Genomic DNA, 21,334 nt, shown 5'->3' with positions numbered 1-21,334 from the left:
TCGAGGTCGACGAGGCTGACGGACGCCGTCGCGGGTGAGTCTCCTAGCCACCTCGACAAGGAATCCCCGACCAGAGCAGCCTCGGATCAACCCGACGAGCCAAGAACCTCACCCCTTCTTAGAACCTCACCCCTTCTTGGGGCGCCAACAGTACCCTCCAATGTGATGCGTCGGCCGGGGCCGTCGCGGGTTCTCGAGAACCATCCGTCCTCCTGTCCCGCAGCGATGCGGCCGGTGGCGCATTGACGCACCGGGTATCCATCTGTGGGCGCGACCTGTTCACCGGGCACTATCGTGTGCTGGGCAGGGCTGACCGGGGTCGACGAGATTGGGAGCGTGACCAGGTTTTCCGGACACCTGAGTTGAGGCGATGATCTTCTCGGAAGGAGTCTGTGAGATGCCTGCTGCTCACCCACCGGAGTTCCGGCGTCGAGCCCCGGATCTGGTCGCCCAGGGAAACCCTGTCGGCCAGACCGCCTGTGATCTGGCAATCAGCGAGTCCTGTCTTCGCAACTGGATGAACCGTGACGCAGTCGACAGTGGCCGCAAGCCCGGTCTGACGACCGATGAGCACAAGGAGCGCTTACGCCGGTGGCCGGTGGCGCAGTAGCTCGGATCGCGGCAGGCGAGCCTTCAGCGCCTTCCTGCCAGGCAGACCGCCACTTCGATGAGCTCTAGCGGAAGCTTCCCAGAGCTATCAGACAATAGACCGCGGTAGATTCCGCTAGACATTCCCAACCCCACGATGATCGGCGGAGGCGACCGTGAGCGAGTATCCGTGGTTCGACTTCGACCAGGTCGACTTCGTGACCGCGGACACCCATTTCAGTCATGCCCGCATCAGCGAACTCGCCGGCCGCCCGTTCACCACCGTCGAGGAGATGAACGAAGAACTGATCCGCCGATGGAACCACACGGTGGCCGCGGAGGACATCGTCCTTCACCTCGGGGACGTCGGGCTCGGCCCGATCGAGGAGTCCCTCGCGCTGACAGCACAGCTAAATGGGCGCCGGTTCCTCGTCCCCGGTAACCACGACCGGGTCTCGTCTGCGACGCAGAGCAAGCGGGCGATCGAACGATTCCGGCCACAGTACGAACAGGCCGGGTGGACCATCCTCCCGGACGTCATCGAGGGCACGCGGCACGGATACCGACTGCTCGCATCCCACTACCCCTACCGTGGCGACACGCAAGACATGGACTGGCAAACAACACATCGGCCGCGGTGGGACGATGGGATCCCCCTGCTACACGGGCACACCCACGCCCGCGACCACGGACCGGACGGGCATCAGTTCCACGTCGGTGTTGACGCGCACGGCTACGCCCCGATCCCATTCACCATCATCGATGCCTGGATCCAAGGGCTGCCGGGCGTCGAGACCTGGCTCGAAACTGCCATCCGCGAGGCGCATCAGCTCGTCACCGACTTCGACAACGCGGAAAGACCGGGCATGGACGCGATGTTCTATGTGCACGGCTACAACGAACTACGCGTCGCGATCGAAGAACTCCTGGGCGCCTTGGGCACACCCAACGATCCAGAGGGAAACGGCTAGGACTCAAGCCGCGGCACCAACGATGTGGCCATCTTGTCGTCGCGACGCGGAGTCGCCTCCCTTCACCAATCTCCGTGACGGATCCACTCCGGAAGGGAACCGGCCCACGCACACCGGGACAGCCGCACGATGAGGTCCCAATGCGCGCGCAGCCAAGTCCGAGGGTCGGCCACGAATGCACTGCAGCAGCGCGGTGGCGCTACGAGCGACCTCCTGAGTCACTGTGGTGTCTCTAGGCACTGTCCAGTCGTACACAAAAGACGAACGAGCTGGAATCTCGCCGGGAACGCGGCGACGACCCCCATGCGATGGATCTCGATGGCACCGCGCTCGAGCGGCTGACGGAGAGCGTCCAGCACCGACGACGGGAACTCGCCCGCCTCGTCGAGGAAGAGCACGCCGCCGCTCGCCCGTGAGATCGCCCCGGGTCGCACCGTGCGGGAACCCCCTCCGACGAGCGCCGCCACGCTCGCGGAATGGTGGGGTGCCTCCAGCGGGGGTGTGCGCTGAAGCCGAGACACCCGCCGTCCCGACAGGGATGCCACGGCGGCCGCGGTCAGCGCCGCGTCGTCGTCGAGGGCGGGGAGACGTCGGGCGAGCATGGTCTTGCCCGCACCGGGTGGCCCGCTCATGAGCACGTGGTGTGCACCGGCGGCCGCGACGACCAGCGCCTCGACAGCGGCGTCCTGCCCGACGACATCGGCGAGCTCGGCCGAGTCGGCGACCGGTGGGTCGTCGTCGGCTGCGTCCGAAACCGCGGTGGGTACCGTGTCCCCCGGGTCATCCGCCTCGAGCTCGGCGCCGTGCAACACGGCCGTCGCCCTCAGATCGGCGACACCGACGACATCGATGCCGGGCACGAGTTGCGCCTCGGTGAGGTTCGCGCGGGGCACGACGACGCGGCCACAGCCGCGGCGCGCGGCCGCCATCACGGCCGGAAGCACTCCCGGCACCGCTCGGACTCGCCCGTCGAGGCCGAGCTCGCCGATGTGGACGCTGCGCGCGACGGATGCCGCATCCAGGACGCCCGCGCTCGCGAGCGCTGCGACGGCGATGGCGAGGTCGAACGCCGCGCCGTGCTTCGGGACATCCGCGGGGATGAGGTTGACGGTGATGCGTCGGCGGGGCAGCGGGAGTCCGCTGTTCATGCACGCGTTCGTCACGCGCTGCGCCGCCTCGGAGAGCGCCCTGTCACCGAGTCCGATGATGCGCAGATCGGGCTGCTGGTCAGTGAGGTCGGCCTCGACGTCGACGACCGTGCCGTCGAGGCCGACAAGGGCGATGGCCGCGGTACGGGCGACGGTCATCGGAGATCTCGCAGGTGCTCGATCGCGCCGGTGGCGGGGTCGGCTCCGATCACCGCGATCGCATCGACGCGCAACGCAGCGCCTCGCAGTTCACCGGCATGCACCCGACGCCACGCGTAGGCAAGCCGCCATAACCGCGCGAGCTTGACCGCCGACACCGCCTCGAGCGGATGCCCGTAGGCCACGCTCGTGCGCGTCTTCACCTCGACCACGACGACCTCGTCGCCCTCGCGGGCCACGATGTCGATCTCCCCGCCGGGCGCGCGCCAATTGCGGTCGAGCACGGTGAATCCCACCGCGATCAGATGAGCGGCGGCTCGGTCTTCGCCGGCCCGCCCGAGGACGTCCTTCGCTGCCATGACCCCAGCGTCGCCGGGCATCGCGTGTCATCCGCGCCACCTGGTCGATCCGGGGAGAGCGTGCGCCTCACGGCGCGGCGCGACCGCCTGTGGAGGAGCTCAGCTGTCGAGCGAGAGCTCTTCGGGCAGCTGGAAGTCGCGACGCGACAGCTCCTCGACGTTCACGTCCTTGAACGTCAGGACCCGCACCGACTTCACGAACCGGTCGGCCCGGTAGATGTCCCAGACCCACACATCGGTCATCGTGATCTCGAAGTAGAAGTCGTGCTCGGTGTCGCGGCGCACGACATTCACGTCGTTGGCGAGGTAGAACCGTCGCTCGGTCTCGATCACGTACTGGAACTGCAGGACGACATCGCGGTACTCCCGGTACAGAGCCAGCTCGAGTTCGCGGTCGTAATCCTCGAAGACATCGTCATCCATGGTGTCTCCATCCTAGAGCGACGGATGCCGCTCCCGACCGTCCGCACACGACGCTCACCACAGGGTGGGCGCGTCGGCGATCGCCCAGCTCGCGCGGTGGTGGGCGCTCAGCCCGTGCGCGCGGATCGCCGCGCGGTGGACCTCGCTGGCGTAGCCCTTGTTGCGATGCCACTCGTACGCCGGATGAGTCGGATGCAGCTCGGTCATCACCTCGTCGCGCGCGACCTTCGCGATGATCGACGCCGCCGACGCGCTCGCGCAATCGCGGTCCGCCTTGACCCGCACGATCACGGGCGCCCCGGGGTCGGCGGTCGGAGTGATGTAGTCGTGGTTGCCGTCGAGCAGCACGATCGCGTCGTCCACCTCGACACCCTGGCCGCGGAGGTCGGCGAGAGCACGCAGCGCCGCGTTGCCCATGGCGCGCATGATGCCGATCTCGTCGATCTCGGCAGCGCTCGACCAGCCGATCGCGGACGCGGACACCCATCCCCGAGCACGATCGCGCACGTCGGCCCGCCGTCGCTCGGCGACGAGCTTCGAATCGCGCAACCCGTTCGGAACACCCGCCTCGATCTCGACTTCGCCGAGTACCGCCGCGCCGATCGCCACCGGCCCCGCGAGAGCGCCGCGCCCGACCTCGTCGCACGCGATGACGAGCGGATGCCGCGCCAGCAGTTCGCGTTCGAACACGAGAGTGGGCTCGATGACCGTCACGGAGCGCCCGTGGTCGTCGGGGTCGGCGAGGGGACGGGAGAGCCGGAGGGCCCCGGGACGCCGGCGAAGACGTCGTGGTGGAAATCGAGCGCGCCGAAGCGCGAGAACGGCCAGGTGATGAGGAACGCGCGACCCACGACATCCGAGACGGGCACGAACCCCTTCCCCGGCTGATCCTGGTTGTATCGCGAGTCCTTCGAGCGGTACCGATTGTCGCCGAGAACCCAGAGCGAACCCTGCGGCACGGTGACGTCGAAGGCGATGCCCGACGCGGCGGCACCGGGTGACGGCACGGTGATGTACGACTGCTCGTCGATCGGCTGCCCGTTCACGGTGATCTGCCCGGCGGCGTTGCAGCAGACGACGTGGTCTCCCGGCAGGCCGATGATGCGCTTGATCAGATGGTCGTCGCTGTCGCTCGTGGAGAGCCCGACGAGGGAGAGCACCCAGTCGATTCCAGCGAAGATCGGATTCTGGGGCCCGGAGGCGGTCGTGCTCGGATCCAGCCAGCCGCCCGGGTCCTTGAAGACCACGATGTCGCCGCGCTGGTATCCGCCGAAATTCGGCGTGATCTCGTCGACGAGGATGCGGTCCTGCTCCATCAAGGTCGTCTCCATCGACGCCGAAGGGATGTAGAACGAGCGCACGACGAACGTCTTCACGAGGAACGACACGAGCACTGCGATGACGACGACGACCACGACGTCCCGCGCGAATCGCCAGGGTCCCCCGCGGCGACGGGTACGGATCGGCGCCGACGGCGTCTCGTCGGGGAGGGAGTGTTCTTCGGTGGTCATGCAGGTCCTCACGCGGCGTAACGAAAGCCGGCCATCAGCGTCTCACACAGCGCACCGCGACACACCCGACGCGACGGAGAGTCGTGGCCGGAAACGACGAACGCCCCGCTCGATGAGCGGGGCGTTCGGAAGGGGACCTCAGCGGTCGCGCTTCTCCTTGATCTTGGCCTTCTTGCCACGGAGGTTGCGCAGGTAGTAGAGCTTCGCGCGGCGCACGTCACCACGGGTGACGATCTCGATCTTGTCGAGAACCGGCGAGTGCACCGGGAAGGTGCGCTCGACGCCGACCTGGAAGCTGATCTTGCGCACCGTGAACGTCTCACGGACGCCGTCGCCCGAGCGGCCGATGACGACACCCTGGAAGACCTGCACGCGCGAGCGGCTGCCTTCGACGATGTTCACGTGGACCTTGACGGTGTCACCGGGGGCGAAGGCGGGGATGTCGGAACGGAGCGACGCGGCGTCGAGCTCGTCGAGGATCTGCATGATCTCTGCTTCCTGCAACCGCCACAGGTCGGCTGCATCGTTAGATGTACGGGGAATGTGCTCGTCCGCCGGAAGAATCTCCGGCACGCTCCCCTGAGGCAGAGCCCATCAGAGCACAAACAGCCATTCTGCCACGGATGACGAACGTCTCAAAACCGAGAGAGCGGATGCCGCGGCATCCGTCCTCGCGTCACTGTGCCCCGCGACTCGTCTCGGTGATGACGATGACCTCGTGCTCGCCCTGCGGGGCCGCCGGGCGCGGGCGCATCGGCGGGATGTAGCCCGTGCCGTCGGCGGCACGGAAGATCGCGCGGCCGGGCTTGGCTTCCCGCCACAGCTGCCGCAGCGTCAGCCACAGCAGCGCGACCCCGACGAAGATCGTGAGCACCATGACCGGTGCCCACCAAGACTCGCGGAAGAAGCCGAGCGAGATCGTGAGGAGGTGCCAGACGGCGAAGCCCGCGACATCCAGCCATGACACGGCGCGGCTCTCCCGCACGGTCGGGCGCGCGCGGACCAGAAGGGCGAGCAGCAGCTGGCCGACGAGCACCGAGGGGATCGCGATGAACAGCACCCAGAGGAACGCCCAGGCCCCGGCGTTGAACACGCCCCACCCGACGAACAGCCACGCCGGCAGCACGAAGGCGGCCGGGATGAGCCATCGGAAGAACGCGCGCCTGAGCCACATGACCCCGATGCTACGCCCGATGACGCCGCGCTCGGCGGCACCTTCGGCGATGCGGAGCCTCCTCTCAGCGGCGACAGCCGGGATCCGAGAGAATGGATCAGATACAGGAGGCACCACCCATGATCGAGCTGCGCACACCGACCGAGATCGAGCAGATGCGACCCGTCGGCCGGTTCGTCGCCGAGACGCTCGCGACGCTGCGCGACGAGACATCGGTGGGCACGAACCTGCTCGCGATCGACCGCCGCGCTCACGACCTCATCCGCCGCGCGGGGGCGGAGTCCTGCTACATCGACTACCACCCCTCGTTCGGGGCGAGCCCGTTCGGCAAGGTGATCTGCACGTCCGTCAACGATGCCGTGCTGCACGGACTCCCCCACGACTACGCCCTGCGCGACGGCGACCTCGTGACTCTCGACTTCGCGGTCTCCATCGACGGCTGGGTGGCAGACTCGGCGGTCTCCTTCGTCGTCGGCACCGCCCGCGACGAAGACCTGCGTCTGATCGAGACCACGGAGCGCGCACTCGACGCGGCGATCGCCGCAGCGACCGTCGGCCACAAAGTCGGCGACATCTCCCACGCGATCGCCGCGGTGGCGCGCGGCGAGGGCTACAGCATCAACACCGATTTCGGCGGACACGGCGTCGGACACATCATGCACGGCGACCCGCACATCCCGAACGACGGGAAGGCGAACCGCGGCTACCCGCTGCGCGACGGTCTCGTGATCGCGATCGAGCCGTGGTTCCTCGCGACGACCGACGAACTGGTCACCGACCCCGACGGCTGGACCCTGCGCAGCGCCGACGGTTCCCGGGGAGCGCACTCCGAGCACACGATCGCCGTCACCTCCGACGGCCCCATCGTGCTGACCGACCGGTCATTCCTCGGCGTCGACTGACTCCGCCGGCAGCAAGTCGGGGCGGCGCGCCCGCGTGCGCTCGACCTGCTGGTCGTGCCTCCACGCGGCGATGCGCCCGTGGTCGCCGCTGAGGAGGACGGGCGGCACGTCTCTGCCGCGCCAGCTCGACGGCTTCGTGTACGACGGGTACTCGAGGAGCCCGTCCTCGTGCGATTCCTCGACGAGGCTCTCGGGATTTCCGACCACCCCGGGAATGAGTCGTCCGATCGCCTCGATCATGGCCATCGCAGCGACCTCGCCGCCGTTGAGCACATAGTCGCCGAGACTCACGAGCCGAACCTCGCCGAGCCGCGCCGCCTCCTCGAAGACGCGCTCGTCGATGCCCTCGTAGCGTCCGCATCCGAACACGAGGTGCTCACGGGTGGACAGCTCCCGCGCGAGCGACTGGGTGAACCGCTCCCCCGCGGGCGACGGGAAGATGAGAGTCGGGGATGCCGCGGCATCCGCCACGATCGCATCGAGGGCCTCGCCCCAGGGTTCGGGCTTCATGACCATCCCGGCCCCGCCCCCGTACGGACTGTCATCGACGGTGCGATGACGATCGTGGGTGTGATCGCGCAGATCGTGCACGCGCACGTCGAGGATGCCGCGCCCCCGCGCCTTCCCGAGAAGGGAGACCTCGAGGACGTCGAAGAACGAGGGGAAGATCGAGACGACGTCGATGCGCATGTCAGCGCTCGTCGGTCTCGTCGTCGGTCTCGTCGTCCTCGGTTCCGGGAGCGGTCGGAGCCGGCTCGGGATCGTCGTCGACGAGATCCTCGAACAGACCGTTCGGCGGCGTCACGACCACACGACCGCCGTGCACGTCGACCTCCGGGACGATGGCCGACACGAACGGCACGAGCACCTCGCGCTCCCCCGCCTTGACGATGAGGAGATCCTGCGCGGGAAGGTGGTCGACGCGGACGACGCGCCCCACGCTCTGTCCCTCTCGTACGACGTCGAGTCCGACGAGCTGATGGTCGAACCAGGCATCGTCCTCGGCGGGGGCGGCGTCATCCTGGTCGATCCAGAGGATGGCGCGCACGAGGGAGTCCGCGCCGGTGCGGTCCTCCACGCCGTCGAAGAACACGACCGGGTGGGAGTTCATCCACCGGAACTCACGCACGGTGACGGTCTTGCCGAACCACTCCGAGGAGTCCGGCACCTGCAGGATGAACGCGGCACCGGGGACGAAGCGACCGTCGGGGTCATCGGTGTAGAGCTCGAGCTTGAGGGCGCCCTTCAGGCCATGGGCCTTCACGAGCCGGCCGACACGGAGCTGGGTCTTGCCGGGTCGGGGTGCGCGCACGCCGGAGCGCGCCCGCGCGTCGGGGCTGGGGGTCGCGGACATCAGTCGTCGGAGATGTCGACGCGCACCCGCCGGCCGGCGGCCAGGGCGGCCACGACCGTTCGCAGGGACTTGGCTGTGCGGCCGCCGCGCCCGATCACGCGACCACGGTCGTCGGGGTGGACGTGCACATCGAGCACATCCCCCCGCGGCGATGAGGTGGCCTCGATGCGTACGTCATCGGGACGATCGACGATCGCCTTCACGACGTGCTCGAGCGCGGCAGCCAGCACGGGCTCAGTCCTCGGTGGTCGAGGCGTCGGCCTCGGCCTCGTCCGCGGCGGGGGCCTCGTCGGCGGTCTCCGCGACGGGCTCCTCGGCCTTCTTCTCGACCTTGGGCTTGACGACCGACTTCTTGGCGGTGTCGGCCACGAACTCGGCCTTGCCCTCGGCGACCTTCACGGTCGAGACGGCGTTCTTGTCACCCTTGAACTGGCCCCAGTCGCCGGTGAGCTTGAGGAGCACGAGCACCTGCTCGGTCGGCTGGGCGCCGACGCTGAGCCAGTACTGCGCACGCTCCGAGTCGACCTGGATGAGCGAGGGCTCCTCGGTCGGGTGGTACTTGCCGATCTCCTCGATGACGCGACCGTCGCGCTTGGTGCGCGAGTCGGCGACGACGATGCGGTAGTAGGGCGCACGGATCTTGCCCAGGCGCTTGAGACGGATCTTGACAGCCACGATTCTCCTGAATGGTGTGTACGTGAATGAACGTCGCCTGGAGCGTGGGGTGCACACCCGGCGGAAGCTCGAAGGGGTGGATGTCGCCGGATAGAGGGTCGGGCGATGGTCCAGCGGTCTATTTTGCCAGAAGATGACGGATGCCGCGAACCGCCATGACTCGCTCTGCCAGACTGTGCGCGTGCCGCAGCCCTTCGCCGAGTCAGCGCGTTCCACCGTGGGTCTGGAATGGGAGCTGATGCTCGCCGACGCGGACTCCGGTGACCTCGTAGGCGCAGGCCCCGAGATCGTCGAGGCGCTGGCCGACGCGACGGCCTCGGAGCGATTCACGGTGACCGGCGAGCTGCTCACCAACACCGTCGAAGTGACGAGCGGCATCGGTCACACGGTCGCCGAGGCGGTCGGCGATGTCACGGACGCCATCAGCGCGGTGCGCTCCGAGACCGACCGGGCCGGCATCGAGCTGCTCTCGGCCGGAAGCCACCCCTTCGCGCAGTGGTACGAGCAGTCGGTGACCGACAAGACGCGCTACCACTCGCTCGTCGAGCGCACGCAGTGGTGGGGTCGCAACATGATGATCTGGGGAGTGCACGTGCACGTGGGCGTCGACGACGTCAGCAAGGTCATGCCGATCGTCGGCGCCCTGTCCACCTACCTCCCGCACCTGCTCGCGCTGTCGTCCTCGAGCCCGTTCTGGGCCGGGGAGCGCACGGGCTACGCGTCGAACCGCTCTCTCGTCTTCCAGCAGCTGCCGACCGCCGGGGTGCCGTGGGCCATCGACGACTGGGGCGACTTCGAGGCCTACCTCGACGACATGACCCGCACCGGCGTGATGGCCGACGCCACCGAGGTGAGATGGGACATCCGCCCGGCGCCGCGATGGGGAACCATCGAGGTGCGCGCGTGCGACGGGATGTCGACCGTCGCCGAGCTCTCCGCCGTCGCCGCCCTCACGCAGGCGTTGGTTGAGGACTTCTCCCGCCGCCTCGACGCCGGTGAGACGCTCCCCCGGCTTCAGCCGTGGTTCACGCGCGAGAACAAGTGGCGCGCCGCCCGCTACGGACTCGGTGCGCGAGTCATCGCCGACACGCACGGCCGTCAGGTCAGCGTTCGCGACGATCTCCTCGAGACGATCGGGCGCCTCGAGCCGGTCGCCGCCGATCTCGGTGCCGCTGACGAGTTGCGCGGGGTCGGCGACATCCTCAGCAAAGGCTCGAGCGCATCACGTCAGCTCGCGGTCGCCGATGGCGCGGACGGAGATCTGCGCGCCGTCGTGCGTCACCTGATCGCGGAGTTCCACGCGGGCGCGCCGGCGCGCCCCTGGCCGCCGTCGCGCGGCTGAGGCCCCTCGGCTGATCAGGAGCGCCCGAGCATCTTCTGCAGGTCGGCGAGGTCGGCCTCGCTCGGCGCAGCGTTGCCGCCGCCGAGCCCGAACCCGCTGCCGGTCGGCGCGGCCGGTTCGGAGGTGATGCCGGCGTTCTCGGCCGCACGCTTGGCCGGGTTTCCCGACCGCGAACCGCGGGCCTTCTGCTGCTTGCCCCGCTTGCCGCCGCCGTGGGCACCCGGAACCGGACCCATGCCCGGGATGGCGGGCACGCCGCCGCGCGCAACGGTCTTCATCATCTTCGCCGCCTGCTCGAATCGGTTGACGAGCTGGTTGACGTCGGTGACGGTCATGCCCGATCCGCGCGCGATGCGCAGGCGACGCGAGCCGTTGAGGACCTTGGGGTTGCGACGCTCCCCCGGGGTCATCGAGCGGATGATCGCCTCGGTGCGGTCGATCTCGCGCTCGTCGAAGTTCTCGAGCTGCTGCTTCATCTGGCCCATGCCCGGGAGCATCCCGAGCATCTTCTTCATCGAGCCCATCTTCTTGAGCTGCTGCATCTGCTCGAGGAAGTCCTCGAGGGTGAACTGTTCCTTCGCGAGCTTCTCGGCGACCTTCAGCGCCTCGGCCTCGTCGAAGGCCTGCTGCGCCTGCTCGATGAGGGTGAGGATGTCACCGAGGTCGAGGATGCGGCTCGCCATGCGGTCGGGGTGGAAGACCTCGAGGTCCTCGAGTCCCTCGCCGTTGGACGCGTAGATGATCGGTCGGCCGGTGATCGACGCGACCGACAGCGCCGCGCCGCCGCGGGCGTCTCCGTCGAGCTTCGAGAGCACGACACCGGTGAAGTCCACGCCCTCCTGGAAGGCGCGGGCGGTGGTGACGGCATCCTGACCGATCATCGCGTCGATCACGAACAGCACCTCGTCGGGGCTGATGGCGGCCCGGATGTCGGCAGCCTGCGTCATGAGCTCCGCGTCGACACCGAGGCGGCCGGCGGTGTCCACGATGACGACGTCGTGCTGCTGCCGCTTGGCGAACTCCACACCGTCGCGGGCCACCGTGACGGGGTCGCCGACGCCGTTGCCGGGCTCGGGTGCGAAGATCGTGGCACCGGCACGCTCGGCGACGACGGTGAGCTGCGTGACGGCGTTGGGGCGCTGCAGGTCGGCGGCCACGAGCAGAGGGGTGTGACCTTCCTTCTCGAGGAGCTTCGCGAGCTTGCCGGCGAACGTCGTCTTTCCGGAGCCCTGGAGTCCGGCGAGCATGATGACCGTGGGAGGGTTCTTCGCGAACTGCAGTCGGCGCTGCTCGCCGCCGAGGATCCCGACCAGCTCCTCGTTGACGATCTGCACGACCTGCTGCGCCGGGTTGAGCGCCCGGTTGACCTCGTCCCCGAGCGCGCGCTCGCGCACCTTCGCGGTGAACTCCTTCACCACCACCAGCGCCACGTCGGCCTCGAGGAGGGCCCGACGGATCTCGCGGACGGTGCCGTCGACGTCAGCCGGGGTCAGCTTGCCCTTGGTGCGAAGACCGCGGAAGGTCTCGGTCAGCCGGTCGGAGAGTGTGCCGAAAGTCGCCATGATGCGCCAAGTTTACGCGAGCAGCGTGCCGTTGACGGCGGTGAGGGCAGCGTCCAACGGCGTGGACAGCGCGGATGTCCCGGGGCCGGCGTGCGCCCATGCGCGCAGCGCCGCGAACAGGGCGCCCGCGTACGCTGCGGCGCGCACGTCCGCGACCAGTCGCGCCTGGCCACCCCCCGCGAGTCGCCGCGCGATCGCCCGTCCGAGCCGGGCCTGTCGTGTGGCCGCGTCGCGATCCAGCTCGCCGGCGACCCCCATCGCCTCGGCGTGCACGAGCGCGAGCGCCAGCGCGTCGGGGGCGAATCCGGCCGCGAGCTCCCTGAGCACTCGGCGCACCGCGGCATCCGGGTCGCCCTCCCCCGTGGCGAGATCCTCGACGGCGGCCGCGAGCCGTCCGTCGAGGCCGCTCCAGAGCACCTCCGCCTTCGAGTCGAAGTAGTTGAAGAAGCTCGAGCGGCTGACGCCGGCCCGCACGGTGATGTCGGCGACCGAGGTCGCGTCGTACCCCTGTTCGAGGAACAGCTCGCACGCGGCATCCGAGATCGTCTCGCGCGAGGTCGCGCGCGGTCGTCCGGATGCCATGCCCTCAGCGTACGGTCCCTCTCGCCCGACGCGGGCGTATTGTTGGACGCAGTCCAGCAATCAATGATCGGAGCATCGTGCTCGACATCCAGACCGTGGGCCTCGCGCCCGATTACGTGCCCTACCTCGACGGCTGGGCACTGCAGCGCCGCATCCACGCCGACGTCGTCGCCGGCACCCGGAACGACACCCTGCTGCTGCTCGAGCACGAGGCCGTCTACACGGCCGGCAAGCGCACCGAGCCGCAGGAGCGCCCGCAGGACGGCACGCCCGTCATCGACGTCGACCGCGGCGGCAAGATCACCTGGCACGGACCCGGCCAGCTCGTCGGCTACCCGATCGTGCGCCTGGGCGAGCCCGTCGACGTCGTCGCCCACGTGCGCCGCATCGAACGCCTCCTCATCGCCGCACTCGCCCGGCACGGCGTCGACGGCTACCAGGTCGAGGGACGCAGCGGCGTCTGGGTGCGCCGTCCGCTGTCGGAGGACAAGGTCGCCGCCATCGGCGTGCGCGTCGAGAAGGGCGTCACCATGCACGGATTCGCGGTCAACTGCGACAACACCCTCAGCGGCTTCGGCGGCATCATCCCCTGCGGTATCACCGACGCGGGAGTCACCACGGTCAGCGAGGTCGTCGGGCAGGATGTCGCGCCCCGCGACATCATCGCGTCGGTCGCCGAGGTCTTCGCCGGCGAGTACGCGGGGGCCGTCGCGTGAGCGCCGGGCCGGAGGGCCGCAAGCTGCTGCGCCTCGAGGTGCGCAACGCGGAGACCCCCATCGAACGCAAGCCCGAGTGGATCAAGACCAAGGCGAAGCTCGGCCCCGAGTACCGGGAGCTTCACGCTCTCGTGAAGAACGAAGACCTGCACACCGTGTGCCAGGAGGCGGGATGCCCCAACATCTTCGAGTGCTGGGAGGACCGCGAGGCCACCTTCCTCATCGGCGGCTCGCAGTGCACCCGCCGCTGCGACTTCTGCCAGATCGACACCGGCAAGCCCGCCGATTACGACACCGACGAGCCGCGCCGGGTGGCGGAGAGCGTCACTCGGATGCAGCTGCGCTACGCCACCGTCACCGGCGTCGCCCGCGACGACCTCCCCGATGAGGGCGCATGGCTGCACGCCGAGACCGTGCGTCAGATCCACGCGCAGAACCCCGGCACCGGAGTCGAGATCCTCGCGACGGACTTCTCCGGAAACCCCGACCTGCTCGGCGAGGTGTTCGCGGCGCGCCCCGAGGTGTTCGCCCACAACGTCGAGACCGTGCCGCGCATCTTCAAGCGCATCCGTCCCGCCTTCCGCTACGAGCGATCACTGGGCGTGCTGACCCAGGCCCGCGCGGCAGGCCTCATCACGAAGTCGAACCTGATCCTCGGCATGGGCGAGGAGCCCGCAGAAGTCGTACAGGCGCTGCAGGACCTCCACGATGCCGGCACCGACATCATCACGATCACCCAGTACCTGCGGCCGACCCCGCGCCACCTCCCTGTGGCGCGCTGGGTGAAGCCCGAGGAGTTCGTCGAATTCAAGCAGGAGGCCGAGCGCATCGGGTTCCTGGGCGTGCTCGCGGGGCCGCTCGTGCGCTCGTCGTACCGGGCCGGGCGCCTCTGGGCGCAGTCGATGCTCGCCAAGGGCCGCGACATCCCTGAGGACCTGCAGCACCTCGCCCGCGACATCCAAGCCGGCGACACCACCTTCGCGCAGGCGGTGTGACAGGTCTCAGTCGGCCGAACTGACCGACGAGACCTGACCGTCGGAGTCGAGGTTCACGAGCAGCGCGTCGTCGGCGCCTTCGGGATCGAGCGCGTACTCGAGAACTGCGAACGGCTCGGTGCCGTCGTGCTCGTCCGCGAGGATCGTGAGACTCGTGAGTGTGAGAGCGCGGATAATGTCGATGTGGTCGTCGCCCGAGACATCCACGAGGAAGTCCTCCAGCTCGTCGCCGAGGCGTTCCTGCTGCTGCAGCACGTACTCGGTGACCTCGCTCGTGCGGTCGTCGAGCTCGCCGACCATGGCATTGCGGGCCATGAGGTCGACCCGCTCGAGGGCAGAGATGAGGGCCGCCGCCGTGTCGAGCGCCGCGGTGGTGACATCCTCCTGATCGGGCGCCGTGAGATCGACCGTCACCGACTGGTCGCCGAACTCGACCGTCTCCGACCAGAAGATCGATCCGTCGGGGCCGGACTCGAGGAGTCCGAAGAAGTCGTGCTCGATCGCCATGTCCCCATGAAACCAGCAGGACTGCCCGGGCGGTAGCCCGACGCGCTCAGCCGACGAGAGCCTCGACGAACACGTGCGGGGTGAAGCCGGTGAGATCGCCGATCCCCTCGCCCTGCCCGAGGAGCTTCACCGGGATGCCGGTGCGCTCCTGCACGGCGAGCACGAAGCCGCCCTTCGCCGAGCCGTCGAGCTTCGTGATGACGAGCCCGGTGACGCCCGCGTGCTCGAGGAACGCCTGCGCCTGCAGGACGCCGTTCTGCCCGGTCGTGGCGTCGAGCACCAGGAGCACTTCGCTGATCGGTGCGAGCTTCTCGATCACGCGCGTGATCTTGCCGAGCTCGTCCATCAGGCCGCCCTTGGTGTGCAGACGCCCCGCGGTGTCGACCAGCACGATCTGCGTGTCGTGGTCCTTCGCATATTGGATGGTCTGGAACGCGACCGATGCCGGATCCTGGCCCTCCTGCTGCGGCCGCACGATCTCCGCGCCGCCGCGCTCCGCCCACGTCGCGAGCTGCTCGACGGCCGCGGCGCGGAACGTGTCGGCCGCTCCGACCACCACCGAGCGGTCGAACCGCTGCAGATAGTGCGCGAACTTGCCGATCGTCGTGGTCTTCCCCACGCCGTTCACACCGACGACCAGCACGATCGCCGGGCGCTCGGTGAGGCGCAGCGTCGTGTCGAACTTCGCGAAGTGCTCCTCGAGGGTCTCCCGCAGCATCCGTTGGAGGTCCTTCGGATCCGTCGTGCGGAACCGGTCGACCTTCTCGCGCAGCTCGTCTACGATGCGCTCGGAGATGTCGGGCCCGAAGTCGGCCGTGATGAGCGCCGTCTCGAGGTCGTCCCAGGTCGTCTCGTCGATGACCGGTTTGACGAACATGCCCCTCAGAGCACGCCCCAGCGACCAGGATCTTTCCGCCATGACTCCAGCCTACGGCGCCGCCGTGGCCGCCTCCCGCACGCGCTGCCCGACGACCGCCGACACGCCGTCCTGCCGCATCGAGACGCCGTACAGGGCGTCCGCGATCTCCATCGTCCGCTTCTGGTGCGTGATGACGATGAGCTGACTCGAGGCGCGCAGGCGCTCGAACACCGAGAGCAGGCGACCGAGGTTCGCGTCGTCGAGGGCCGCCTCGACCTCGTCGAGGATGTAGAAGGGGCTGGGCCGTGCGGTGAAGATCGCGACGAGCAGCGCGACCGCCGCGAGGGAGCGCTCTCCCCCCGAGAGCAGCGAGAGCCGCTCCACCTTCTTGCCGACCGGCCGCACCGAGACCTCGATTCCCGTGATGAGGGGCTCCTCGGGGTGGGTGAGCGAGATGCTGCCCGTGCCGCCGGGGAACAGCATCGGGAACACCTCGGTGAAGGCTTCGCGGGTGTCCTCGAACGCGGCGAGGAAGATCGTCTGCATGCGCTCGTCGAGCTCGCCGATGATCGTGACCAGGTCGGCGCGGGTCTGGGTCAGGTCGGCGAGCTGCTCGGTGAGGAAGACGTGTCGCTGCTCGAGTGCGGCGAACTCCTCGAGCGCGAGCGGATTCACACGGCCGAGCTGGGCGAGCTTGCGCTCGGCCTCCGCGAGCCGCTTGCGCTGCGTGGCGCGGTCGAAGGGCACCGGAGCCGGATCCTCGTCGGACACGGACTCGTCTGCCGACTCGGAGTCGACCAGCACGGGGTCCGGCGGGATCGCGACCTCCGGCCCGTATTCCGCGACGAGAATGTCCTCCTCGAGGGCGAGCTCACTCGCGACGCGTTCGAGCAGGCTCGTGACGTGCAGACGCTTCTCGTGCATCTGCAGCTCGATGCTGTGCACGCTCTCGGTCGTGGCGGCCAGCCGTTCCCGGGCCGTCCCCTCCTGCCGTCGCAGCTCGGCGAGCTCGGCGGTCACCTGTGTACGCGCCGCCTCGGCGGCAGCGAGGGCGACACGCGCCTCACTGACCGAACGATCGACCGAGTCGAGCACGGCGGGAAGGCGACCGGCGACGTCCGCGGCGATCTGACGCTGCGCCCGCCGGAGCACCGTGCGCCGGGCGGATTCCTCCGCTGCGGCGCGTTCGCGCTCCCGCTGTCGTTCGAGGGCGTCGACCCGCGCCTCCTGCGCGCGCACACGCTCCTTGAGCGTCTCGACCTCCAGACGCGTCTGCATCTCCGACTCTCGCGCACCGTCGAGCGTCGCGAGCAGTCCGTCGCGCGCGGACGCGTCGAGGATGGGCCGCGGCGCCTCGAGCGCCGTGTCGAGGCGGTCACGGGACACCTTGGCCGCATCGACCGCTTCGTCGACGGCGCTCTGCGCCTGCCCGAGGGTGGTCGTCAGTCGGTCGCACTCCGCACTGGCCGACTCGTGTCGCACGGTCGCCCGGTTGACCTGCTCGGCGTGTGCGGCGACGGCGGCGTCATTCGCGCGCAGGTCGTCGAGCGCTCGCCGTGCCGCGTGGCGCATCTCGGCGAGCTCGGCAGTGCGCTCGGCCAGAGCCTCGCGCAGCGAGTCGGCGACGACGGTGATCTCTGACACTCGGGATGCCGCGGCATCCCGCTGCGCGGCGAGCTCGAGGCGCGAACGGCCGGCCCCGGAGCCCGCGCGGATCGTCTGGGACGTCACGTGCTCCCCGGCCCGTGTGACGCAGACGATCGACGGGTGCGATCGCGCGACACGGTGCGCGCTCTCCAGGTCGTCGACCACGACCACCTGGGCGAGCAGCCGTTGTATGCCGTCCGGGGCATTCACGACGGAGACGGCCGCGACGGCATCCGGGATGACCGGCTCATCGACATCGGTGTACGGCGCGGCGAAGACGATGTCGACAACGCCGTCGTCGTTGCGGCGGACCGCGTCCGCCGCGACGAAGCCGGTCTCCGCGGAGTCGACCAGCACGCCCTCTGCCACCGCGCCCAGAGCGGCCGCGATCGCCGCCTCGTATCCGGCCGTGACCTTCACGGCGTCGGAGACGAGCCCCCGCACCCCGGCCCCACCCTCGGCGACGAGCGCGGCGGCCCCGTTTCGCACGTCGAGCGCGCGGGCGAGCGCGGCGGCCTCGGCCGTCAGCGCCTCTGCTTCGCGCTCGGCGGCGTGCAGGCGTTCGCGGATGCCCGCGACATCCGACTCGAGCTCGTTCGCACGGCGCTGCGACTGCTCGTACGCCGTCGCGAACTCGCCCGCGGATCGCTCCGGCGCAAGATCGGGATCGAGGCCGGCGAGAACGGCGGCGGCCTCCTCCCGGCGCTGCACGGCCGCGTCGAGTGCGCGCTGCTGACGGTCGACCGCGGCTTGCACGGCCGCGAGCGCAGACTCGGCGGCCTCCGCCGACCCGCGCAGCGCGGTGAGGCGCATGTCGTGCTCGGACACGAGTGCGCTCTGCGCCGCGATGTCCGCGTCGAGGGCGTCGAGCTCGGCGCGGGCCCGGATCACGGTGCGCGCCGCGGCGGCCGCAGCATCCTCGGCGTCACCCCGACCGCCCGCGATGCGGTCGACCTCCTCGCGGGCCTCGTCGATCATTCCCTGCGTGACGGTGGCGACCGCGGCGCCGGCCTCGTCGTCCTCGCTCAGCAGGGCGAGACGCTGGCCCGCGAGGGCGTAGAGCGCGCGAAGGCGCTCCTGCACCTGTTCGAGCCCGAACGCGGTGCGTCGGGCGTCGTCGACCAGCTCGGAGCGCTGCTGCGCCTCGAGCGCCTGCACCCGCAGCCGCAGGGTCTCGACCTGGTCCTGCAGAGCGATCCGTTCGGCGTGTCGGGTCTGTTCGTTCTGCGTCGCGAGGGTGAGCTCGGCCCGCAGCCGAACGAGCTCGTCAGCGTAGAGCCGTGCCTTCGCGTCGCGCACCACGGCGGCGATCGTGGCGGCTTCACGCGCGATCTCGGCCTGCCGGCCGAGCGGCTTGAGCTGGCGACGCACCTCGCCGGCGAGGTCGGACAGGCGAAGCAGGTTCGCTTCCATCGCCTCGAGCTTGCGCAGCGTCTTCTCCTTGCGGCGGCGGTGCTTCAGAATGCCCGCGGCCTCCTCGATGAAACCGCGGCGATCCTCCGGCGTGGCCTGCAGCACCGTGTCCAGACGCCCCTGTCCGACGATCACGTGCATCTCCCGGCCGAGCCCGGAGTCGCTGAGCAGCTCCTGCACGTCGAGGAGGCGGCATCCTTCGCCGTTGATCGCGTACTCGCTGGTGCCGTTGCGGAACAGCGTGCGACTGATCGTCACCTCGGCGTATTCGATCGGCAGTGCGCCGTCGGAGTTGTCGATGGTCAGTGTGACCTCTGCGCGGCCGAGGGGTCCACGCGTCGATGTGCCCGCGAAGATGACGTCTTCCATCTTCGCGCCGCGCAGGGTCTTCGCACCCTGCTCCCCCATCACCCAGGCGAGCGCGTCGACGACGTTCGACTTGCCCGAGCCGTTCGGACCGACGATGGCCGTCACTCCCGGTTCGAACGCGAAGGTCGTCGGCTGGGCGAACGACTTGAACCCTTTGAGCGTCAGGCTCTTCAGGTGCATCCGTTCATCCTCCGGGCTCGTTCGGGTAAACCCCCACGGTACCGGAGCGGCGCCGCCGATCAGGCACCCCACGCGAGCGGATGCCCCAGCTCACCGCGGGGGCGCGACGCGCCGCGACACGCCCGGGCGCTTGACTCGTCTGTACGTCAGCCGATAGCGTGCTCAACCGCACCACGACATCGAGAGGAGGTTGCCATGATCACCATCCACACCACCGGATTCCCGCGCACTCGCGCCGTGTCGGCAACCGTCCCCGCTGTCATGGGACTCGCCGGCACCGGACTGCGCACCGCGTAGGTCAGGTCGACGCTCCGCGCCGTCCGCCGCCCTCCCGCCGTCACCGACGGCCGCGCCCACCGGGCGCCTCTCGACCTCCGGGTCCGCCTCGCCGCCTACGACGGTTTCGTCCGCGGCATCCCCTCGTCCGCGCTGCGGCGCGCACGCCGTCGACCGTCCGGTCGACGAGTCTCCCCTCGAAGGAACCCCCATGAACACCCTGCTCACCCCCGCGCCGCAGCGCCCCGCTGCCACGCACCACGCCGAGATCGAGCGGTCCCACCCGCCCCATACCGGCCTGCTCGATCGCTGGGCGATGCATCTCGGCCTCCGGCTGATCCTCTGGGGTCAGCGGATGTCGCGTCTCACCGCCGATCGCGAATCGCACCGCCTCCGCGACGATGTCGAGTCCGCTCGCCGCCGCCGCGAGGCGGAGTGGGAGCGCGCCGCGCTCCTTGACATCCGTCGCTGACGGCACCGGTCGGGGGACCTCTGCGGACCCCCGACCTCTCACCCCTGCAGAAGGAATCCCCCATGGACACCCCTCCCGTGAGCTTCGTCCCGCTCACGATCCCCGCGCGCATCGACGACGCGGACGCCACCGACTTCATCGACATGGTCGAGGTGCGCAACCGCATCTACCTCGAGATCTCCGGCAATGCCGACGAGGACCAGACGCCTGCCGAGCTTCTCCCCCACTACCAGGACGACCCCGATCGCACCCGCCTTGTCTGGCTCGTGCGCGACGAGGGCGCTCCCATCGGTCGAGTGACGGTCGACGCCTTCCACACCCCCGGTGCCCGATCCGCCTACCTGCTGGTCGAGCTTCTGCGGGAGGTCTGGGGGCGCGGCATCGGAACGGCGGGGTTCGACCTCGCCGAACGCACCGCGCGCGAACTGGGCCGCACGGTGATGCAGACGTTCGCCGAGCACCCCGCGGCATCCGGCGAACACCTCGCGTCACCCACCGGGTTCGGCCGCATCCCCCGTGATCACACCGCTCGTTTCCTCGAGGGCCGCGGCTATGTGCTCGGCCAGGTCGAACGCAAGAGCGTGTTCGACCTGCACGCCGACGCCTCCGTGGTGGTCGCCGCGGGCGAGGCGGCGGCCGAGTTCGCTGTCGGCTACGAGGTCGTGCAGTGGGAGTATCCGACGCCCGAGGAGTTCACGCTCGACTACGCCTGGATGAAGTCGCGCATGTCGACGGACACGCCCGTCGGTGACATGGAGGTCGACGAGGAGGTGTGGGACGCGGACCGCGTGCGCCGTATGGAGCAGCGCTACCTCGACAGCGGGGAGCGCGTGCTCGTGACGGCCGCCCGCCATGTCGCATCCGGACGACTCTGCGCCTTCAACGAGCTCGCCAGCCGCACCGATCCGACGCTCGCCTCCTCCCAGATGGACACGCTCGTGCTCTCGGAGCACCGGGGACATCGGCTCGGCATGCTCGTGAAGTGCGCAGGACTGCGACGCTGGCGGGAGCTCGTGCCCGACTCGCCCCGGCTCCTCACCTTCAACGCGGAGGAGAACCGGCCGATGCTCTCGATCAACGAGACCCTCGGATTCACGCCGGCCGCCTACATCGGCGCGTGGCGGCGAGACCTGGAGTGACCCGACGCGGT

At 69.4% G+C, this 21,334-nt stretch carries 23 protein-coding genes; 7 read left to right on the top strand and 16 right to left on the bottom strand.

All coding sequences use genetic code 11. The features are described from left to right. The first annotated feature begins 764 nt into the window (after positions 1-764). Entirely contained in the window at positions 765-1,559 is a 795-nt protein-coding gene (locus ABT08_RS02670) for a metallophosphoesterase (RefSeq protein ID WP_056206920.1), read from the top strand. Between the two features lie 218 nt (positions 1,560-1,777). Here ABT08_RS02670 and ABT08_RS02665 read toward each other — a convergent pair whose 3' ends face one another. From ABT08_RS02665 to ABT08_RS02635, 7 genes are all read right to left on the bottom strand, one after another. After that, entirely contained in the window at positions 1,778-2,866 is a 1,089-nt protein-coding gene (locus tag ABT08_RS02665; protein ID WP_288113919.1) for an ATP-binding protein, read from the bottom strand. Next, on the bottom strand, positions 2,863-3,225 hold the full coding sequence (locus tag ABT08_RS02660; protein ID WP_056206923.1) for a YraN family protein: 363 nt from the start codon (positions 3,223-3,225) through the stop codon (positions 2,863-2,865). Before ABT08_RS02660 ends, ABT08_RS02665 begins: the two co-directional genes overlap by 4 nt. Before the next feature lie 99 nt (positions 3,226-3,324). After that, on the bottom strand, positions 3,325-3,648 hold the full coding sequence (locus ABT08_RS02655; protein ID WP_045248430.1) for a DUF2469 family protein: 324 nt from the start codon (positions 3,646-3,648) through the stop codon (positions 3,325-3,327). A 54-nt stretch (positions 3,649-3,702) separates the two neighbouring features. Next, the gene (rnhB, locus tag ABT08_RS02650; RefSeq protein ID WP_045248431.1) at positions 3,703-4,362 is read right to left on the bottom strand and encodes a ribonuclease HII; all 660 of its coding nucleotides are present in this window, start codon (positions 4,360-4,362) and stop codon (positions 3,703-3,705) included. Then, entirely contained in the window at positions 4,359-5,159 is an 801-nt protein-coding gene (gene lepB / locus ABT08_RS02645; RefSeq protein WP_056206925.1) for a signal peptidase I, read from the bottom strand. The genes rnhB and lepB overlap by 4 nt, the downstream gene beginning before the upstream one ends. 138 nt (positions 5,160-5,297) lie before the next feature. Beyond that, on the bottom strand, positions 5,298-5,645 hold the full coding sequence (gene rplS, locus ABT08_RS02640) for a 50S ribosomal protein L19 (RefSeq protein ID WP_045248433.1): 348 nt from the start codon (positions 5,643-5,645) through the stop codon (positions 5,298-5,300). 190 nt (positions 5,646-5,835) lie between these two features. Further along, positions 5,836-6,333 carry a hypothetical protein gene (locus ABT08_RS02635; RefSeq protein ID WP_056206927.1) on the bottom strand — a complete coding sequence of 166 codons (498 nt, stop codon included), beginning with the start codon at positions 6,331-6,333 and terminating at the stop codon, positions 5,836-5,838. A 119-nt stretch (positions 6,334-6,452) separates the two neighbouring features. Between ABT08_RS02635 and map the strand changes: the two genes are divergently transcribed. Beyond that, on the top strand, positions 6,453-7,235 hold the full coding sequence (map, locus tag ABT08_RS02630) for a type I methionyl aminopeptidase (protein WP_056206929.1): 783 nt from the start codon (positions 6,453-6,455) through the stop codon (positions 7,233-7,235). On the opposite strand, the gene trmD is transcribed toward map, so the two are convergent. From trmD to rpsP, 4 genes are read right to left on the bottom strand one after another with little or no spacing between them, the layout of a single operon-like run. Then, positions 7,215-7,925 (bottom strand): tRNA (guanosine(37)-N1)-methyltransferase TrmD, encoded by a 711-nt coding sequence (gene trmD, locus ABT08_RS02625; RefSeq protein ID WP_045248436.1) that lies wholly within the window; start codon positions 7,923-7,925, stop codon positions 7,215-7,217. The two genes, map and trmD, sit on opposite strands and share 21 nt — an antisense overlap. Before the next feature lies 1 nt (position 7,926). Next, positions 7,927-8,589: a ribosome maturation factor RimM gene (gene rimM / locus ABT08_RS02620; RefSeq protein ID WP_045248437.1), complete on the bottom strand. Its 663-nt coding sequence runs from the start codon at positions 8,587-8,589 to the stop codon at positions 7,927-7,929. Further along, the gene (locus ABT08_RS02615; protein ID WP_045248438.1) at positions 8,589-8,819 is read right to left on the bottom strand and encodes an RNA-binding protein; all 231 of its coding nucleotides are present in this window, start codon (positions 8,817-8,819) and stop codon (positions 8,589-8,591) included. Before ABT08_RS02615 ends, rimM begins: the two co-directional genes overlap by 1 nt. 4 nt (positions 8,820-8,823) lie before the next feature. Continuing rightward, complete coding sequence (gene rpsP, locus ABT08_RS02610) at positions 8,824-9,264, bottom strand: 30S ribosomal protein S16 (RefSeq protein ID WP_045248439.1); 441 nt, start codon at positions 9,262-9,264, stop codon at positions 8,824-8,826. 181 nt (positions 9,265-9,445) lie between these two features. Here rpsP and ABT08_RS02605 point away from each other — a divergent pair, with 181 nt between their 5' ends. Beyond that, entirely contained in the window at positions 9,446-10,606 is a 1,161-nt protein-coding gene (locus ABT08_RS02605) for a glutamate--cysteine ligase (protein WP_137877358.1), read from the top strand. Positions 10,607-10,620: 14 nt separating this feature from the next. Here ABT08_RS02605 and ffh read toward each other — a convergent pair whose 3' ends face one another. Next, positions 10,621-12,168: a signal recognition particle protein gene (gene ffh / locus ABT08_RS02600; protein ID WP_288113915.1), complete on the bottom strand. Its 1,548-nt coding sequence runs from the start codon at positions 12,166-12,168 to the stop codon at positions 10,621-10,623. A 12-nt stretch (positions 12,169-12,180) separates the two neighbouring features. Beyond that, positions 12,181-12,750 carry a TetR/AcrR family transcriptional regulator gene (locus tag ABT08_RS02595; protein WP_056206935.1) on the bottom strand — a complete coding sequence of 190 codons (570 nt, stop codon included), beginning with the start codon at positions 12,748-12,750 and terminating at the stop codon, positions 12,181-12,183. A 77-nt stretch (positions 12,751-12,827) separates the two neighbouring features. Between ABT08_RS02595 and lipB the strand changes: the two genes are divergently transcribed. Continuing rightward, entirely contained in the window at positions 12,828-13,466 is a 639-nt protein-coding gene (lipB, locus tag ABT08_RS02590) for a lipoyl(octanoyl) transferase LipB (protein ID WP_288113914.1), read from the top strand. Continuing rightward, entirely contained in the window at positions 13,463-14,461 is a 999-nt protein-coding gene (lipA, locus tag ABT08_RS02585) for a lipoyl synthase (RefSeq protein ID WP_045248443.1), read from the top strand. Before lipB ends, lipA begins: the two co-directional genes overlap by 4 nt. Before the next feature lie 6 nt (positions 14,462-14,467). On the opposite strand, the gene ABT08_RS02580 is transcribed toward lipA, so the two are convergent. From ABT08_RS02580 to smc, 3 genes are read right to left on the bottom strand one after another with little or no spacing between them, the layout of a single operon-like run. Then, a complete protein-coding gene (locus ABT08_RS02580; RefSeq protein WP_045248444.1) occupies positions 14,468-14,968 on the bottom strand; it encodes a DUF2004 domain-containing protein in 501 nt (166 codons plus the stop codon). 46 nt (positions 14,969-15,014) lie between these two features. Beyond that, positions 15,015-15,887, bottom strand: a complete 873-nt coding sequence (gene ftsY, locus ABT08_RS02575) for a signal recognition particle-docking protein FtsY (protein ID WP_045248445.1) — start codon at positions 15,885-15,887, stop codon at positions 15,015-15,017. Positions 15,888-15,896: 9 nt separating this feature from the next. Then, the gene (gene smc, locus ABT08_RS02570) at positions 15,897-19,436 is read right to left on the bottom strand and encodes a chromosome segregation protein SMC (RefSeq protein ID WP_288113913.1); all 3,540 of its coding nucleotides are present in this window, start codon (positions 19,434-19,436) and stop codon (positions 15,897-15,899) included. Between the two features lie 487 nt (positions 19,437-19,923). Here smc and ABT08_RS02565 point away from each other — a divergent pair, with 487 nt between their 5' ends. After that, entirely contained in the window at positions 19,924-20,184 is a 261-nt protein-coding gene (locus ABT08_RS02565; RefSeq protein ID WP_288113912.1) for a hypothetical protein, read from the top strand. A gap of 62 nt (positions 20,185-20,246) precedes the next feature. Then, the gene (locus tag ABT08_RS02560) at positions 20,247-21,323 is read left to right on the top strand and encodes a GNAT family N-acetyltransferase (protein WP_137877364.1); all 1,077 of its coding nucleotides are present in this window, start codon (positions 20,247-20,249) and stop codon (positions 21,321-21,323) included. The last annotated feature ends 11 nt before the right edge of the window (positions 21,324-21,334 follow it).

Source organism: Microbacterium sp. SCN 71-21, assembly GCF_001725695.1.
GTDB classification, from domain to species: Bacteria; Actinomycetota; Actinomycetes; order Actinomycetales; family Microbacteriaceae; genus Microbacterium; species Microbacterium ginsengisoli.
The sequence above is the reverse complement of the archived record's forward strand: the minus strand, read 5'-3'. Positions and strand labels throughout refer to the sequence as shown.